This window comes from Larkinella terrae, from assembly GCF_009668025.1.
Taxonomy (GTDB): Bacteria; Bacteroidota; Bacteroidia; order Cytophagales; family Spirosomataceae; genus Larkinella; species Larkinella terrae.
In genome coordinates this window covers 1,319,113-1,334,996 of record NZ_WJXZ01000014.1, presented here as the reverse complement: position 1 = coordinate 1,334,996, position 15,884 = coordinate 1,319,113, and the positions used below count along the sequence as shown (strand labels likewise).

The 15,884-nt window shown below is 49.8% G+C and carries 14 protein-coding genes; all 14 read right to left on the bottom strand.

Annotation, left to right across the window (positions count from 1 at the left end; all coding sequences use genetic code 11):
* Window positions 1–2,335 (bottom strand): DUF11 domain-containing protein (locus tag GJJ30_RS27120; protein WP_170299285.1); only part of this gene is annotated, 2,335 nt, incomplete at its 3' end.
* Between the two features lie 678 nt (window positions 2,336–3,013).
* Window positions 3,014–6,229 (bottom strand): hypothetical protein, encoded by a 3,216-nt coding sequence (locus GJJ30_RS27115; protein ID WP_154178283.1) that lies wholly within the window; start codon window positions 6,227–6,229, stop codon window positions 3,014–3,016.
* Window positions 6,230–6,314: 85 nt separating this feature from the next.
* A complete protein-coding gene (locus GJJ30_RS27110) occupies window positions 6,315–7,391 on the bottom strand; it encodes an NAD(P)/FAD-dependent oxidoreductase (RefSeq protein ID WP_154178282.1) in 1,077 nt (358 codons plus the stop codon).
* Window positions 7,388–8,104, bottom strand: coding sequence for a (d)CMP kinase (gene cmk / locus GJJ30_RS27105; RefSeq protein WP_154178281.1), 717 nt, complete (start codon window positions 8,102–8,104; stop codon window positions 7,388–7,390). Before cmk ends, GJJ30_RS27110 begins: the two co-directional genes overlap by 4 nt.
* A gap of 29 nt (window positions 8,105–8,133) precedes the next feature.
* Entirely contained in the window at window positions 8,134–8,697 is a 564-nt protein-coding gene (locus tag GJJ30_RS27100; protein WP_310588399.1) for a GNAT family N-acetyltransferase, read from the bottom strand.
* A gap of 58 nt (window positions 8,698–8,755) precedes the next feature.
* A complete protein-coding gene (locus GJJ30_RS27095) occupies window positions 8,756–9,346 on the bottom strand; it encodes a LutC/YkgG family protein (RefSeq protein WP_154178280.1) in 591 nt (196 codons plus the stop codon).
* Window positions 9,347–9,447: 101 nt separating this feature from the next.
* Window positions 9,448–10,809, bottom strand: a complete 1,362-nt coding sequence (locus GJJ30_RS27090) for a lactate utilization protein B (RefSeq protein ID WP_154178762.1) — start codon at window positions 10,807–10,809, stop codon at window positions 9,448–9,450.
* A 2-nt stretch (window positions 10,810–10,811) separates the two neighbouring features.
* Complete coding sequence (locus tag GJJ30_RS32100) at window positions 10,812–10,967, bottom strand: DUF8506 family protein (RefSeq protein ID WP_170299284.1); 156 nt, start codon at window positions 10,965–10,967, stop codon at window positions 10,812–10,814.
* Complete coding sequence (locus GJJ30_RS27085) at window positions 10,954–11,529, bottom strand: ATPase (RefSeq protein WP_154178279.1); 576 nt, start codon at window positions 11,527–11,529, stop codon at window positions 10,954–10,956. The genes GJJ30_RS32100 and GJJ30_RS27085 overlap by 14 nt, the downstream gene beginning before the upstream one ends.
* A gap of 54 nt (window positions 11,530–11,583) precedes the next feature.
* Window positions 11,584–12,321 (bottom strand): (Fe-S)-binding protein, encoded by a 738-nt coding sequence (locus GJJ30_RS27080; protein WP_154178278.1) that lies wholly within the window; start codon window positions 12,319–12,321, stop codon window positions 11,584–11,586.
* 63 nt (window positions 12,322–12,384) lie between these two features.
* Window positions 12,385–13,167 (bottom strand): endonuclease/exonuclease/phosphatase family protein, encoded by a 783-nt coding sequence (locus GJJ30_RS27075; RefSeq protein ID WP_154178277.1) that lies wholly within the window; start codon window positions 13,165–13,167, stop codon window positions 12,385–12,387.
* A gap of 76 nt (window positions 13,168–13,243) precedes the next feature.
* Window positions 13,244–13,570: an L-rhamnose mutarotase gene (locus tag GJJ30_RS27070; RefSeq protein WP_154178276.1), complete on the bottom strand. Its 327-nt coding sequence runs from the start codon at window positions 13,568–13,570 to the stop codon at window positions 13,244–13,246.
* An 89-nt stretch (window positions 13,571–13,659) separates the two neighbouring features.
* On the bottom strand, window positions 13,660–14,958 hold the full coding sequence (fucP, locus tag GJJ30_RS27065; protein ID WP_154178275.1) for an L-fucose:H+ symporter permease: 1,299 nt from the start codon (window positions 14,956–14,958) through the stop codon (window positions 13,660–13,662).
* A gap of 73 nt (window positions 14,959–15,031) precedes the next feature.
* The gene (locus tag GJJ30_RS27060; RefSeq protein ID WP_154178274.1) at window positions 15,032–15,814 is read right to left on the bottom strand and encodes an L-fucose dehydrogenase; all 783 of its coding nucleotides are present in this window, start codon (window positions 15,812–15,814) and stop codon (window positions 15,032–15,034) included.
* Window positions 15,815–15,884: the final 70 nt, after the last annotated feature.

The following is a 15,884-nucleotide window of genomic DNA, read 5'->3' as shown; positions in this document are numbered from 1 at the left end:
TCACCACCACCGTATAACTACCGTTGTTGCTCACACTGGCCGGACTGATCACCGGATTCTGGCTGCTGCTGCTGTAGCCATTGGGACCCGTCCACCCGTAGCTGCCACCCCCGGAGGCCGTCAGCTGAATCGTGGCTACCCCATTGCTGCACACCGTGCTGGCCGTTACATTGCTCACCACCGGAACCGGGTTGACCACTACCGTAATCGTTTTGGTCACACTACAGCCACTGACTCCTCCCTCACTGACCACCACCGTATAGGTACTCGTACTGCTTAAGTTACTCGCCGTTACACTCGGGCCACTGCTGGCACCTAAGCCCGGACCACTCCACTGATAACTTACACTGCCCACGTTACCCGTCGCACTGGCGGTCAACACCACACTGCCCCCCGCACACACCGCTGTCTGCGATGACACCACACTGGCGTTGAGGTTACAGCTCGGGGCACAGGTGCCCACCACCACACTCGTGGTCTGCACCGCAGTACACCCATTACCAGTGCTCACCACCACCGTATAACTACCGTTGTTGCTCACACTGGCCGGACTGATCACCGGATTCTGGCTGCTGCTGCTGTAGCCATTGGGACCCGTCCACCCGTAGCTGCCACCCCCGGAGGCCGTCAGCTGTATCGTGGCCACATTTCCGGTACAGAAAGTAGTCGATGATGCCTCAACAATTGGTGGACCCACTACCATGACATTCACAGTTGCGGATCCTGTACAGGTTGGACCGGTTACAGTGAGTGTATAAAGACCATTATGGATTAGTTGAGCGTTTGAAATGATGGGATTCTGCAAGGCAGAAGTAAAATTATTAGGGCCTGTCCAACTATAACTATTGAAACCATTAGAAGCGGTCAGACTTATCGCTCCTCCTACGCAGACGGAGGGCGGTACTGCTCCTGCCAATGGATTACAAGTACACGTTTTTACAATTACCGGCTCCGTTACCTTATTTTCGATGCAGCCACTTTGGCTCACCACCGTAACCGTGTAACTACCAGAGTCTGTCAGTTGAGCGTTATTTATTACTACAGTTTGCCCGGTTTGATAGAAACCGTTGGGTCCTGTCCATATATAGGTATACGGTCCTGCAGAACCGCTGGCAACAGCCGACAAACTCAAAATTCCGCCAACACAGGTGCTGTTGCTGACAAAAAGAGCTATTGTTGGTTTGGGCAGTATTTTCAGACTGGTTATAGCCGTTCCGGAACAAACTGCAGCTCCGGTAATTACGACTGTATAACTACCCGAATTGGCAGTCGTTGCATTGGGAATGGTTGGACTTTGCAGCGTACTTGTAAATCCATTGGGACCATACCAATGATACGTTGTCCCACCGTCGGTCGCGGATAAGGTGATGGTACCGCCTTCGCAAACCGGTGAATTACAGATCGCAATCGGTAAAGTTCCCACCAGCGCAGTCGTACTGGCGATGGCAGTACAGTTATTGGCATCCGTAATTTTTACGGTATAAACTCCCGCATTGGCTAAGGTTGCAACCGGTATCGTCTGATTCTGACCGGTTTTATTAAAGCCATTTGGTCCCGTCCAGACATATTGATACGGTCCGCTCCCACCCGTAGCGGATGCGCTTAAGATCAACGGACTAGCTTCGCAGGTGGGATTGGCAATGGCTGTGGGAATGATCTGGCAAGCGGGTCCCGGAATGACTTCAATGGCGCAACAACCGCTCACGGAGCAGTTTCCCAATAGGCCCGAGAATGAATAATTACCCGGCGATTTTATAACCAGGGTGCTTCCCGTTGCAACAGCTAAATTGGCAGCAAACTGACTCTGGCCATTTCGGGTCCATTGAACATTGGTCAGGGAAATCGGAATGGTTACTGTAAATTCGTCGCCGTCGTACCATTCCAGCGGCACAGAAAAACAAACCGTTGCAATATCGTCTTCCGTTAAAAGATGATTATTCGGAACCGAGTTGGGATCCGTTCCCTGACTCGCAATCACTTCGGCGGTATTAAACCAAACTCCCCTTTCAACAACTTTTGCTTTCAATTCCAATACAACGGAATCTCCGGCGGTAATTGAACCTATGTTCCAATTGCCCGTAGCGGGTGTAAATGAATTGGCTCCTTTTAATACAGTATGGGAATCATACTTGGCTCCGGCACCTAAGTTATCATTCACGACAACCCCATTCGCTGAGGCATCGCCGTCATTACCAACGACAACGGTATACGAAACAACCTCATTCAGGGCTGGTCTGGAATTGCTTATCTTTTTATGAACATAGAGATTCGGGTTTTGCGCAACGACCATTCCCACACTGCATAAAACCATCAGAATCGTTTGCCAAAGCCGCATCGTAACGGGTTTGAATTGCTGACTAAAAGAGAAAATGTATTGTTTTGACAAGCAATAATTTGAATATACTAAATTCGAACTAGTTCCTTCCGGAATACACGAATGCTGGGAGGTAACATTCGTCTGCGCAGTCAACGTACTCATGGTTTGGCGCGGATTTAGATGACCATTTTCACCCCATTCTGGAGATGCCTGTATCGATTCAGGTTGTGAAGGTCGATTGACGCCAATGATACTCCTGCGGCCTGGGCTACAATGACTTGTAGTTTGTTGAATCCTATCCGTACGCAAAGTAGATGTTCCTTTCATCTGATGACCTTTTATTTCCGTTTTAAACGCTTGCGCTGTAAAACAGAGTTTACCTTTATTTCAGACTTCTCAAGACGATAAAAGTCACTTCAAAACGGAAGGATTTACCTCAAAATAGTGCCGTTAAGCTGTTATCTTAAAACTCTAGTGGGCCATCTATTTCTTTTCCGTCTATTACTCAGCACACTACTTCCAATCCATTTTAGCAATCAGTGAGAATGCTTTTGTGATTTGAAGTCAAAAAATAAATTTGTGTGTACAATAATAATAGCTAAAATTATGCCACATCCTGCATCAGCAAGGAAACATGTGGGCATAAACACAAAAACCCTGCCTGCGGCAGGGTTTTTGTGTTTAGCAACGAACCGATCAGAAGTCGTAGCCGAGCGTCAGGTAGGCAACGGGTTTTCCCACCACGTTGTTTTCAACTCCCCAGGCGTAATCAAATTTGACGTAGTAGCCAAAAAGCATCGTCCGCGCTCCAGCGCCGTAACCAACCAGAAAGGGGTTTTTGAAATTGGTAACAGTTGCCTGAAAAGGATCACCAGCTCCACCGACAACCTCAGTATTCAAACTATTCTGCCGACTGAATGGTCCTTTCCCCGCCCAGGCGGTCCCGATGTCGCTGAAGGCTACCAACTGGAAGTTCCGCAGGAAATTGGAGGTAACAGGACCCCGGTGTAAATACCGGATCACCGGCAAACGAAGTTCTGCATTACCCAGCATATAACTGGTGCCCGTCAACTTGCCTAACTTAAACCCGCGCAGGGGTGCGGCCAGATCCAGGAAAAACACATCGCGGTTATCCCGGTTGGGTGACAACAACAGGGGATTATTCGCTTTCGGATCTTTGATTCCTTCCGAAATACCAATCCAGTTTTCCATCCCGCCCAACGTGCTCTTTTTCGGGGCAGGACCCGCCGAATGGCTACCCGAAAACCGGAGTGCCAGGGTAATGTCCCGGTGAATTTTTTGATAATGACGAAGATCCAGGGAAATTCGGTCGAAACTTCCGGCTCCCCGGCGAACTCCGCTCTCAACTTTCTCCGTCAAACCGATGTAGTTTTCATACCGGATTTTAAAACGGGTTCCCTCAATCATATTCATACCGTTGAGGGTCGTATTGTCAAAAACATACTCCGCTTTGGCACCGGTATAATCGGACGAACTGCCCCCAACCTGTAACAAATCGAGGTAGCGGGTCACGATATAGAATGGAGCAACCGTAAACCGGCTGTTAACCGATATCGGATAAGAAGCCGAAACCGTCACTTTATTGAAGCGGTATTTCTGGTATTGGCCCGCATCCGAGAAAATCGTTTTCCGATCAAAACGGGCGCTGTAATCAATCCGGTTAACCAGTTTATGATATTCCGTAAAGAGGTCACTGTTTCGAAGATTGGTCGTGATGAATAAACCGGCCCGAATAATGTGATTCTCCAGCAAATCATTCATGGTGAGCGACTGGAAATAACCAAATCCCCGAATTGGATCGATGCGCCAGTCTGAGCTCGCATCGCTGGCAACAAACAGGCCCTGGTATTTATAAGGCCCACGGATTGTTACGTTTTCCCGCCGACGGGAGCGCGGTATCGTTACCGACGCACTCGTGTTCGGATTGCGACGCTGTTTAAATTCAATGGTTTTGGCAACATCACTATCAAACTGATAATTATCGGTATCGACCTCCCCCGGCCCCAGTTTCAGGGTTGACGCCGACGTGGAATCAGCGGTTTTGGTCGAAGAGCCCGAAGCAGTACCCGCCACCGCCGGTTTATTAGCCGCTACCGGTTTTGGTACTTCCTGAACCGTAGCCCGACGGGTCAACGGCAATTGCAATGTTTGGCTCAGGTTCACCCTCGACCGAAAACCGATCACCTCACTGCCATTTTTCAATTGACTATAAACCATCGCCCCCGAAGTTGGATTCAGGTCAAAGCGACGGATATTCTGACTGAAAGCCGTAACAAATTCTCTGGTTTTGGTTTCTACATCCAACCGGGCGAGGTTCCGAACACCGGTCGCATCATCCAGGTAGTAAATCGTATTTTCGGTGCCTGCCACGGGCCGCATCGCGATGCTCAGTGAGTCGGTCAGTCGGGTAACGGCTTCGGCGCGGGGGGTTCCGTCGTGCATAAACAGGCTAAGCTGATTGCGGATGGATTTATAACTTCCTTTGTCAATCCCCAGTGAATCGATATGCCGGTTGGAGGAGAATACGATCTGGCGCGTGCGACCAATAAACTGCGGATAAAGATCGTCGTACAAATCGTTGGTCAGCTGCTGCACCGTTCCACGACCAATGCTGAACAGAAACAAATCGTTCTGCCCGCGCCGGTCGGCACTGAATACCACACTGGCCCCATCGTCGGAAGCATCCATATCCACCACCTGATTCACCCCGCGAACCACCATCCGCTGCTTCAGCTTGGGTTTGTTGTCCTTGATGTTATAAATATAAAGGTGTGTCTCTCCTTTTTCTTCGGTCAGCACCAGCAAATTGTCCCGTTGCCAGGTTACCAGCGGAGTAGCCAGTTTGACCGGAGACTCATCCTGCTTATACCCTCCTTTACGAATCAGGTGCTTCTTTTGCGTCTGGGTATTCACAATGGCAATTTCAAACTTTCCCCGCCAGGCAGTTGCGTACGCATAATGACTCTGGTCGGGGCTTAATTTCAGGCTGGTCAATTGCGAAGGTTCTTTCAGGCTCGAAACCGTCAGCTGAAAATTATCTTCCCCCGACTTGTTCCCGTCCACAATCGGTTTTGCCATCGACGAGTAATATTCCCGCCATTCCCGCAGAAACCGGGAATACGGAACACCGAGGGTGCTGGCAATGCTATTCTGCTCATTCCGGATGATGCGGGTCAGGTTCAGTATATTGGAAATATTATCTTTTCCGTAGCGCTCGGCAATGTAACTCCAGATGGACTGGCCAACATACATCGCTTCCTCTCCTACCAGCGTAGATGGTTTTCGGACCGGGCGGGTCATGGCCACATCCCGCATGTAATCGTCCATTTCCGCACTCCAGCCTTCCGAAATGTACGCGGCAATACCCGGCATATACCATTCCGGCAGGGAGAGCAACAGGGAACTTTGCAGGGCGTCTTTCAAACTACCGCCGTACAGCATGTCGTACACAAAAAGCAGCGAGACTTCCCGAATCAGTTGCTTGCGGAAACTAATCTGATCGCCCGTAAAAGCCAGTTCCAGGCGCGATTTGGCCAAACTGAGTTCTTTGTAGTTCGTTCCGCTGGGCGCGCTCAGGCCAATATTACTCTGGGCAAGTTCCTGCGGAGAATTGTAGATAAAAACTTTGATCCGGTTATAAGGGGTGTACCCAAGGATTTCGGTGATCCGATCAAAATCCGTTTCGGCGTATTGCGCCGTCAGATTGGCGATCTGATTGCCTTCCTGATAAAAGTAAATTTCAAAATTGGAAGTCTTGATCACCTTCCAGTCGAACTTCCGGTACTGGATGCGGTTTCGCCCGAATTGTTCCTGAGACGGATAGTTCTGGGCCACCGCTCCCTGTAATACCAGTAACAATCCGGCTATGCAAAGTACAAATTGCTTACTCATAAGTGACGCTACTTTTTGGCAACGATTCAGGACAGACACGCTATTAAATTTGGACGAACGACAACTTAACCGGCAATGTCCTCCCCTAAACGACTTTATTTTCTCTGTAATATAACGAAAACGTACGCTCAATATTCACCTCCGGGTCTAATTCTTTCCGACCTTCCAGGTAGTCGGCAAACTGGTCGGCAAAAAAGGGCGCCAACGATACCCCCTTGGTACCCAAACCGTTGAAAATTACGACGGCCGGAAAAACCGGGTGCAGCCCGATCAAAGGCCGTCGATCCTTTGTTGCCGGACGGATTCCTACGCGCTGCCCGACAACTTGATACGGAACCTTCAACAATCCCTGTAATTTCTGTTCCAGAAACACTTTTCCATCTTCGGTTGTTTGCCAGTCGATGTCGTGCCAGGTGTAAGTCGCTCCGATTCGGTAAAGATTTGATTCAACGGGCATTATAAACACCCCCTGATTAACGATGTTGGTGATCGGATAATTGTCCATCGTCACCTCCAGCAACTGGCCTTTAACCGGATTGTATGGCAACCAGCTGAACAGCGGATTTTCGGATGCATGCGGTCCCTCGCAGCAAATCAACTTCCGGAATGACTGCCCATTCCATAAAACCGCTTCCTCAGTGATTTCTAATGACTTGTAATCAAAATCAGCCTCGATATACTGCTCTTTTTCCTGAAAAAAAAACCGGATGGCTTCCAGAAAAACCGGTACATCGACCCAGCCCGACTTTGTAACTTCAAGTCCGTCGAAGGGATTGTGAATAAAAGGGCGGTATGCCTGATTATCAACCGATTCCGCTACGTACTGACCAATCGCAGCATCTGCGGTTTGGGCCAGATACGAATTCTGCTCCTCTATCGAACGGTATGGCCGGTAAATGTTAGTGAAATGGAGCAATTGTACGCCGAGTTCCCGTTCTACTTCGGCGTAAAAGGTTTTCAGAAAAGGAAATAACTGATCGGCTTTCCAGGTCCGAACGAGTTTTCTGCCCGTCAGTGGATTGAAAATTCCGGCCGCTGCCCGTGAAGCCGAAGGGCGTTGGGATGAATTGACGAGTACGACTTTTTTACCGCGCCGGTGTAACGTCCAGGCCAGCACCGAACCGGCAATCCCTTGTCCGACAATCAGGTAATCAGCAGTCATGCATCGATCGGTTTGAAATGCCCTTTCCGGTGAAGCTTGGAAATTTTTTCGTCAGCCTGCTGAATGACCCAGTCGATCTGCTCATCCAGCGTCAGATAAGACGTATCGAGTTCAATAGCGTCTTCCGCTTTGCGAAGCGGCCCTTCGCTACGGTTACTATCGATAAAATCGCGCTTTTTCAGGTTTTCGAGAATCACATCCAGGCCAATCATTTCTCCCTTTTGCAGCAGTTCAATCTGCCGGCGCTGCGCCCGGATCACCGGGTCGGCGGTCATGAATATTTTCAATTCGGCGTCTGGAAAAACCTTCGTTCCAATGTCTCGTCCGTCCATCACTACGCCCCTTTTGCGCCCCAGTTTCTGTTGCTGGGCCACCATCGCATACCGCACTTCCGGAATCGCACTGACTTCACTTACAATATTGGAAATATACATTTTCCGAATTTCCTCTTCCACATTTAACCCGTTTAAACACGTCTCGTTCCGGCCGGTTTTTGGGTTGAAATTGAAGGTGATATGAATGTGCGGCAGCGCATCCTGAACCGCTTTCGGGTTCGTCAGAGCGATGTGATTCTGAAGAAAATACAAACTAACCGACCGGTACATAGCGCCCGTGTCGATGTAAGCGTAACCCATCCGGGCAGCAACCTGTTTGGCCGTCGTGCTTTTTCCACAACTGGAAAAGCCGTCGATGGCAATGACAATTTTTGGCATGGATGCAAAGAAACAATTTTCTGGGGAACCTACTCCTTTCTGGCAAGGGAAATACGGCCCTGACGGGCCACAAATTCTTCGCGAAGCAGTGCAAAGATATGTTCGTCGAGATACTGATTATTCTTGATGGCCGCCTTTTTCAGTACGGCTTCTGCCCGAAAACCGGCCTGCTCCAACACCCGCATGGACACGTTGTTTCCTTCCAGCACGCACCCAAACAGGCGGTTAACCTGAAAGTTGGTAAATATATAATTGACCATCGCTGGCAGCACTTCGGTCATAATTCCCTGTCCCCAGTGCGACTCCCCCAGCCAGTAGCCAATTTCGGCGTTGTGGCGGTAAATATCTTCTTTGATTGTAAAACCGACGTTTCCGATTGCTTTTCCGTCAATATCAATGGCCAGATTAACCGGCTGCTGGTAAGAGCGATTCATTCGAATCCACGAACTGGCATCGCGCACGGTATAGGGGTGCGGAAAAAAATCACGGACTCGGTCCCAGATTTTCCGATTGTTGGCCTGCTCGGATAACGAAAATTCATCGCCATCGCGCCAGGACCGCAGAGTGCAGGTATCTAGATAAATGGTTGCCACGTTGCTGTCCGTTTTCGCCCAATATACGGCTTTTACAATATGGCCTATCACTTTTTACTTATGAATTTTGCAACAACACTACTGAAAGGCTCCGGGCACCGTGGGCTCCAATCACCAGTGACTGTTCGATATCTGCCGTTTTTGACGGCCCGGCAATGAAAACGCCAAAACCGGACTCACCCACGTTCAGCCGTTCGTACGCATCGTGCATATTCGGAACGATATCCGACGCATTGAGAATCATGACCAGATGCTGGCAAATAAACGGCAACACCCGGTGACCGCCACGCTCCTCCGGTACCCAGATGGCGGAGTTCTCAGCCACTCCGAATACACCCTGAATAATTGCCAGATCGACAGTTTCCAGTTGGTGCGGGTCAATAACGTCCCATTCGGTGGTAGCCAATTGCTGCAAAGCCGGAACCTTACTCACAATGCGGGGTAAGTCGCTGTAAGTCTGGCGAATGTATTTTTCGGCTTCCTCATAATCAGCCACCAAAACCGGCGTCCCGCCAATAAACCGGAGTATTTCGGAAAACTTGGCGACCAAATCCGGATAATCCGACTGGAAAGTAGCCACCTCCGGCAAGGGCTGATATTCCGGTTTGTTCTGACCAATGGCAGCAAGAATACGTTCGCGACTGTTCATTTTTTGAAAGGAATGAACAATTAACAATGAATAATGAACACCTAAACAACTGACAGGTCCTGTTCACTTGCCATTATTCATTGTTAATTGTTCATTGTTAATTATTTCTTCTCTCGATTAACATACCACTCCCGGAAGCTTTCCTTGGGCGGCTCGGGCATTTCGCGCTGTTTGTACCACGGATTGAGCGGGTTCGACACCGAAAAGGGTGCAAATCGCATCATGGTCCGGCCCGCTTTTCCGGAAAACCGGTACAGCTTTGGATTGCTTAACACGCTCGCCATCAGCTTCATGCCCTGCTTTTTAGCCGAATCCACGTAGCCCTCGGCCGTCAGCACCTGCCGCCATTTATAGAGCTGATCGTGAATGTCGATCTTGACCGGACAAACGTTCGAACAGGAACCGCAGAGTGTTGACGCAAACGGCAAATCGGCGTTCTTCCGCATGTCAAGATTGGGGGCCAGAATGGAGCCAATCGGCCCGGCCACGGCGTTGTGGTAACTGTGTCCACCACTCCGGCGGTAAACCGGGCAGGTGTTCATGCAGGCCCCACACCGAATGCACTTGAGCGAATTGCGAAAATCCGGGCGGCCCAATTGCGTGGTTCTGCCGTTGTCGACGATGATGATGTGCATCGTCTGGCCTTTGCGTGGCCGGTGAAAATGGCTGGAATACGTCGTTACGGGCTGTCCTGTGGCACTTCGGGCCAAAAGCCGCAGAAATACGCCGAGGTGTCGGGCTTTCGGAATAATTTTTTCAATACCCATGCTGGCAATGTGGACGTCGGCGAGGTGAGCGCCCATATCGGCGTTTCCTTCGTTTGTGCAAACCACAAAACCGCCCGTTTCGGCAACGGCAAAGTTGACACCAGTCAGCGCAGCCCGACGCGTCATGAATTTTTCGCGCAAATGCTGGCGAGCTGCTTCGGCAAGATACTTGGGATCAGAAGCGCCTTTTTCCGTACCGAGGTGCTCGTGAAATAACTCCCCAATTTCTTCTTTTTTCCAGTGAATACAGGGCATCACGATATGGCTGGGCGGTTCGTTGGCGAGTTGCACAACGCGTTCCCCCAAATCCGTATCGACCACATCGACACCCTTTTCCAGCAAAAACTCGTTCAGGTGGCATTCCTCCGTCAGCATCGACTTGCTTTTAACCATCTGAGTCGCACCGGTTTCTTTCAGAATTTGCAGGACAATTTCGTTGTGTTCGTGCCCATCGGCGGCCCAGTGAACCTTGACCCCGTTTTTGACTGCATTCTGCTCAAACTCAAGAAGATATTCGTCCAGGTTGGACAAGGCATTATGCTTAATTCGGGAAGCGGCTTCGCGTAAGGCTTCCCATTCCGGGATTTGAAAAACCGCTTTATCGCGTTTTTCACGCACAAACCACAAGGTTTTATCGTGCCAGGTGGTCCGATCAACGTCTTCTGTAAATTTCTCGGCGGCCTCGGAGTGATTCATCATTACAAATCTTTTGCTTTTACACGGACGACTTTGCCATCACGCCAAACTACTAACTCCCCATCTTCACGTTTCGTCCTCTCAACTAACCTTTTGAATGCCAGCCGCATTCCTTCAACGACTTTCAGGCTTTCGGGTGTTAATTTACTTTTTTCCATACTGTTGAATACCTAGCCAGGCTTTTTCATCAACTATATCAATTACTTCGCCCATTGTAAATTCTGCAACAATCTGAAGTTCACCATACGAATTGTTCGTAATTAAACAATTATCACATATAGGCAAATACAGTAACATTAGGTTAACCAAACTACGTTCAAAACGCCTTTCAATAATATCAGGCGGAATATTGTGTCCTCCCTTTGAAACCCGAATTGCTACACGTTCTTTGGCAATTTCGACAGACTCCAGCCAAACATAAAATAATCGAACCTCATACCCTTTTGCCTGCGCCCGTTTGATTGTCTGAACGTAAGACCGCGTCGAAAGCGTCGTTTCCAATGCAAAATCAACGTTGTGTTCAAGCAAATAATCAATCCGTTGCAACATGATTCGCCCCGCTTCAAACGCTACGGTTTCGGGTTGAAACGGCGATAACCCCCTTGCTATCTCATCCGCATTGACGAACTCGCGACAATTCAGTACTTCCGGCAGAATTGTGTAAGCCGCCGTGGTTTTTCCGGCGCCGTTACATCCCGCAAGAATATATAAATTCGGCATTCGCTCTGATCGGTTTCCTCCAGTTGAAAAATCTCCTCGACGGTTTTTCAGCGGTTACGTCTGATTCAGTATTTCGGCAATATGCATCACCTTCACCGGGTATTTTTTCCGCCGAACGATCCCTTCCAGGTGCATCAGACAAGACATATCTCCACCGGTCAGCACTTCGGCTCCGTTGCGAACGTGATCTTCCACCCGATCAACTCCCATTCGGGACGAAACCGCTTCTTCAAACACGCAGAACGTTCCGCCAAAACCGCAGCATTCGTCTTTCCGCTCCAGGTTGATCAACTCCAGCTCATCGACCATGTGCAACAGCTTTTCCGGTTTGGAATAGGGCGCTGCCACCAGTTCCGACATCTGGGAAAGATGCAATCCGCGCTGTCCGTGACAACTCTGGTGCAGTCCCACTTTATACGGAAACCGGGCCGGTAACTGCTCCACTTTCAGCACGTCGGTCAGAAATTCGGTCAGCTCGTAAATATGACTGCGGATCTGCTGCGCATCGGCTTCGCGTTTGTCCGAATGCAGGTGGTGCTTGATGTGCAGCGCACAACTCCCTGACGGACAGACGATCGCGTCGTAATTATCCCCAAAATTAGTTACAAATAACTCATTGCAGTCGTGCGCCAGATTTTCAAAACCAGAATTGGCCATCGGCTGCCCGCAGCAGGTCTGGTTGAGCGGGTAGGTTACCGTGCAACCCAGTTTTTCGAGCAGTTGGAGCGTCGCGATGCCAACTTTCGGGTAAAACTGGTCAACGTAGCACGGCAAAAAAAGTGCGACTTTCATTGTAAGTGAGCAGTTTACGTCGGGCGGTTTCAACCGGATTAACGAAATCGATCCGTAATCCGATTACCGCCCATTTTTTTTGGGTTTTCGGAAACGGTACGTTGCCAGAACCGGCAAGTGATCCGACAGTTTAGGAACATTTAAAACCCGGTATCGGGTCAGTTCCAGTTCACTTTTTTTCAGACTCATGACGTAATCGATCCGTGCCCCGGTCCCCACCAGCGTCGAGGTGTGCGAATCTTTACCGGCATCCCGCCAGCGGTCCATCAGCTTTTCGATCTCCGGATCGTCGGGGTCGGTGTTGAAATCACCGCACCAGATTACGGGTTGAATGCTGTTTTCCAGCGTTTTATCGATAAATGCCAGTTGCAGATTCCGGTTCAGCGGGGATTGCTGGTCGAGGTGCGAGTTGCAAAACCGGATCGTTTTTTCATTCGGCAACTCCACGTACGCACAAAGCAAAATCCGTTGTTCAGTTTTATCCGGATTCGGTAACATCATCTTCTGGCTGGCAATGATAGGGTACTTCGATAAGATAGCTGTCCCGTACTTACCTCCTTGAAAATCGATGGCTTTGCCGTAGAGCGGAAACATCGAGGTCAGTCGTGCCAGCTGCCCTAGATGATCCTGGCGTCGGCTGCGGGTCGTCACACTGTCCACTTCCTGCAGGGCGATGATATCCGGGCTGTATTCCCGAATCAACCTGCCAATTTGAACGATGGTATTGTGTTCCTGCGCGTTAGTCCCGTGGTGAATGTTGTACGTCAGAACGGTAACGGTCGACTGGGCATTCGCTTCCTGGAAAAATTCAATTGACAGAAGTGCAAGAAAGAGAAATATTCGCATACTTTCGCCTGGGCTGGTTTCTGCCAAAAATACGCACAAATCCCGTTACTGACGTTTTCTAACTGGCAACGGTCCGTTAAAGCTTAAAAATGTTATTTAGCAACAGCCATTTTTCACCCGGTTTTGCCATTGGCAAGGCCTGTTGATACCGCCACATCAGATTTTCCCATTCCTGCACTTTTGGGTTTCCGGCGTCCATTTCTGTCTTCTTTTCAAACGAGAACGTTTCATCCGTTTCCATAATCATGAAAAGCCGGTTGCCAATGCGGTAAATCTCCATTTCGGTAATTCCTGCCGACCGAATGCTTTCTTCGATTTCGGGTCGCAATTTTTCGTGGTATTTCTCGTACTCGGCAATTAAAACCGGATCATCAACGAGGTCAAGAGCAAGGCAGTAACGCATAGATTTAATTTTGAATGAGTGAATGAGCGATTGAGTGAATAGATCAAAGATCAAGCTTCTGAATTAACTGAATTGCGGTAGCTATTCGCTCAATCACTCATTCGCCCATTCCACTCATTGGTTTCCGGTTGATATCCTTTCCAGCCGTAGTACGCGACAACCAGGAAGCAAAGCAGCGGTACGATGTAGGCGACTTTGATGTTGCTCTGGTCGGAAATGTATCCCATCGCGACCGGGAACAGGGCACCACCGGCAATGGCCATTACGAGCAATGATGAGCCCAGCTCGGTATCTTCCTCCAACCGATTGATTCCCAGCGAAAAGATTGTTGCGAACATGATCGATTCGAAAAAGGGAACCGCGAAAATGGCCCAAACTGCAATGTCGGATTTCATCGTCATCGCGACCAGTAACAGCCCAACGCTGATCAGCGAGTAGATTGTCAGCAACCGATTGGCCGGAATAAACCGCATGAGGTAGGTGCCGATGAAACGACCGATCAGGAAGCCCAGCATCGCCCAGCCCAGCCATTCTGCAGCGGTTTTTTCGGGAACATCGCTGGAAAATTTGGCAAAACGGATGAAAAAGCTGGTCACGCAGACCTGGGCTCCCACGTAAAAGAACTGAGCAATGACACCCAACCGCAGGTGCCGGTGCCGAAACACGGAACCCAGCGTCGATGGCGTTTTCTTTTCCGAATCGCTGATGTCCGGCAGTTTTGTAAACATAAACAGGGCCGCAACGGCCACCACCACCAGTCCAATGACCACGTACGGCATTTTCACCTGATTGGCTTCGTATTGCAAGTAGCTATTGAGTTGCTCGGTCGACATGGCTGTCAGTTCAGCTTCGGAATGTTCGATGCCGCTGAGAATCACTTTTCCGCCCACAACCGGTGCGAGAAATGCACCCAAACCGTTGAACGACTGGCTAAAATTGAGCCGGGTCGTTGCCGTCGCCGGATTTCCCAGAATGGTTACGTACGGGTTAGCCGCCGTTTCCAGAAACGCGCAACCCGACGCAATGATGAACAAAGCCGCCAGAAAAAAACCGTACATCCGCGTATCGGCGGCCGGAACGAACAGGAAAGCGCCCGCAGCGTACATCAGCAGACCCGCGATAATGCCCCGTTGGTAACCGTACTTTTTCATGACGTAACCGGCCGGTAGTGCCATAATGAAATAACCCAGATAAACCGCTGAGTCAATCAGGGCCGACTGTAAATCAGTTAGTTGACAGGCTTTTTTGAGGTGGGGAATCAGAATGGGCTCCAGATTATGGACGAAGGCCCACAGGAAGAACAAGCTCGTCACCAGCGCGAACGCCAGCGTATAACTGCCCGTCGAGCTGGAAACTTTGGCGGTACTTGAAGATGGAACGGATGCCATGAAAAGTCAGGGAATTAGGAAGTTGAAATTGGCCCACAATCAGCAGGTTAGCAGCCCACTCAATCACTCTTGATTACGTCAGCGCGCGATCCAGGTGGACATAGCCCCCATCGACATAGATCAATTGGCCCGTCGTGTGGCTGGATTTATCGGACAGCAAAAAGACCACCATGTTGGCAATTTCCTCCGGCGTTGTCATCCGTTTTTCCAGCGGTATTTTCGATACAATGCTGTCCAGTTTTTCCTGCGGATTATCAAACGTCTTGATCCAGTTTTCATACAAGGGAGTCCACGATTCCGACACTACAACGGCATTCACGCGAATGCTGTACGGCAGCAACTCAACCGCCCACTCGCGGGTCAGGGCGTTGCGACCGCCGTTGGCCGCAGCATACGCCGAGGTATTTCCCTGACCGGTTTCGGCGGTTTTGGAAGTGATGTTGACAATGGCTCCCTTGGATTCTTTTAGGGAGGGCAATGCGTAATGGGCCAGCAAATAATAATGAACCATGTTCTTATGAAGTGATTGCATAAACCGCTCATAATCACCTTTCTCAAGGCCAACCCCATCGTTAACGCCCGCATTGTTCACCAGGCCGTCGATCCGGCCAAACTGCGCCAGTGTCTGCTCAACGGCTTTTTTACATTCGTCCGGTTTGGTCAGTTCAGCAGCAATCTGGAAAGCTTTGCCACCCGCGGCCGTGATGGCCGAAACCGCTTTCTGATTGTCCGCTTCATTCCGCCCAATGATCACCGGAATAGCACCTTCGGCGGCCAGCACGGTCGAGATCCCCTCGCCAATGCCCTTTGCTCCGCCCGTTACGATGATTATTTTGTCTTGTAGGTTCAGGTTCATAAACGTACCCACGGACTAAAGTCCATGAAGTTTCTGGTAAGAATGGTGAATAAAAAATGGTACGAACTTA

Excerpts from the sequence above, each read along its gene's own strand:
- GJJ30_RS27115 (WP_154178283.1), bottom strand. The coding sequence starts at position 6,229 with ATGAGTAAGCAATTTGTACTTTGCATAGCCGGATTGTTACTGGTATTA.
- GJJ30_RS27110 (WP_154178282.1), bottom strand. The coding sequence starts at position 7,391 with ATGACTGCTGATTACCTGATTGTCGGACAAGGGATTGCCGGTTCGGTG.
- cmk (WP_154178281.1), bottom strand. The coding sequence starts at position 8,104 with ATGCCAAAAATTGTCATTGCCATCGACGGCTTTTCCAGTTGTGGAAAA.
- GJJ30_RS27095 (WP_154178280.1), bottom strand. The coding sequence starts at position 9,346 with ATGAACAGTCGCGAACGTATTCTTGCTGCCATTGGTCAGAACAAACCG.
- GJJ30_RS27090 (WP_154178762.1), bottom strand. The coding sequence starts at position 10,809 with ATGAATCACTCCGAGGCCGCCGAGAAATTTACAGAAGACGTTGATCGG.
- GJJ30_RS32100 (WP_170299284.1), bottom strand. The coding sequence starts at position 10,967 with ATGGAAAAAAGTAAATTAACACCCGAAAGCCTGAAAGTCGTTGAAGGA.
- GJJ30_RS27085 (WP_154178279.1), bottom strand. The coding sequence starts at position 11,529 with ATGCCGAATTTATATATTCTTGCGGGATGTAACGGCGCCGGAAAAACC.
- GJJ30_RS27080 (WP_154178278.1), bottom strand. The coding sequence starts at position 12,321 with ATGAAAGTCGCACTTTTTTTGCCGTGCTACGTTGACCAGTTTTACCCG.
- GJJ30_RS27075 (WP_154178277.1), bottom strand. The coding sequence starts at position 13,167 with ATGCGAATATTTCTCTTTCTTGCACTTCTGTCAATTGAATTTTTCCAG.
- GJJ30_RS27070 (WP_154178276.1), bottom strand. The coding sequence starts at position 13,570 with ATGCGTTACTGCCTTGCTCTTGACCTCGTTGATGATCCGGTTTTAATT.
- fucP (WP_154178275.1), bottom strand. The coding sequence starts at position 14,958 with ATGGCATCCGTTCCATCTTCAAGTACCGCCAAAGTTTCCAGCTCGACG.
- GJJ30_RS27060 (WP_154178274.1), bottom strand. The coding sequence starts at position 15,814 with ATGAACCTGAACCTACAAGACAAAATAATCATCGTAACGGGCGGAGCA.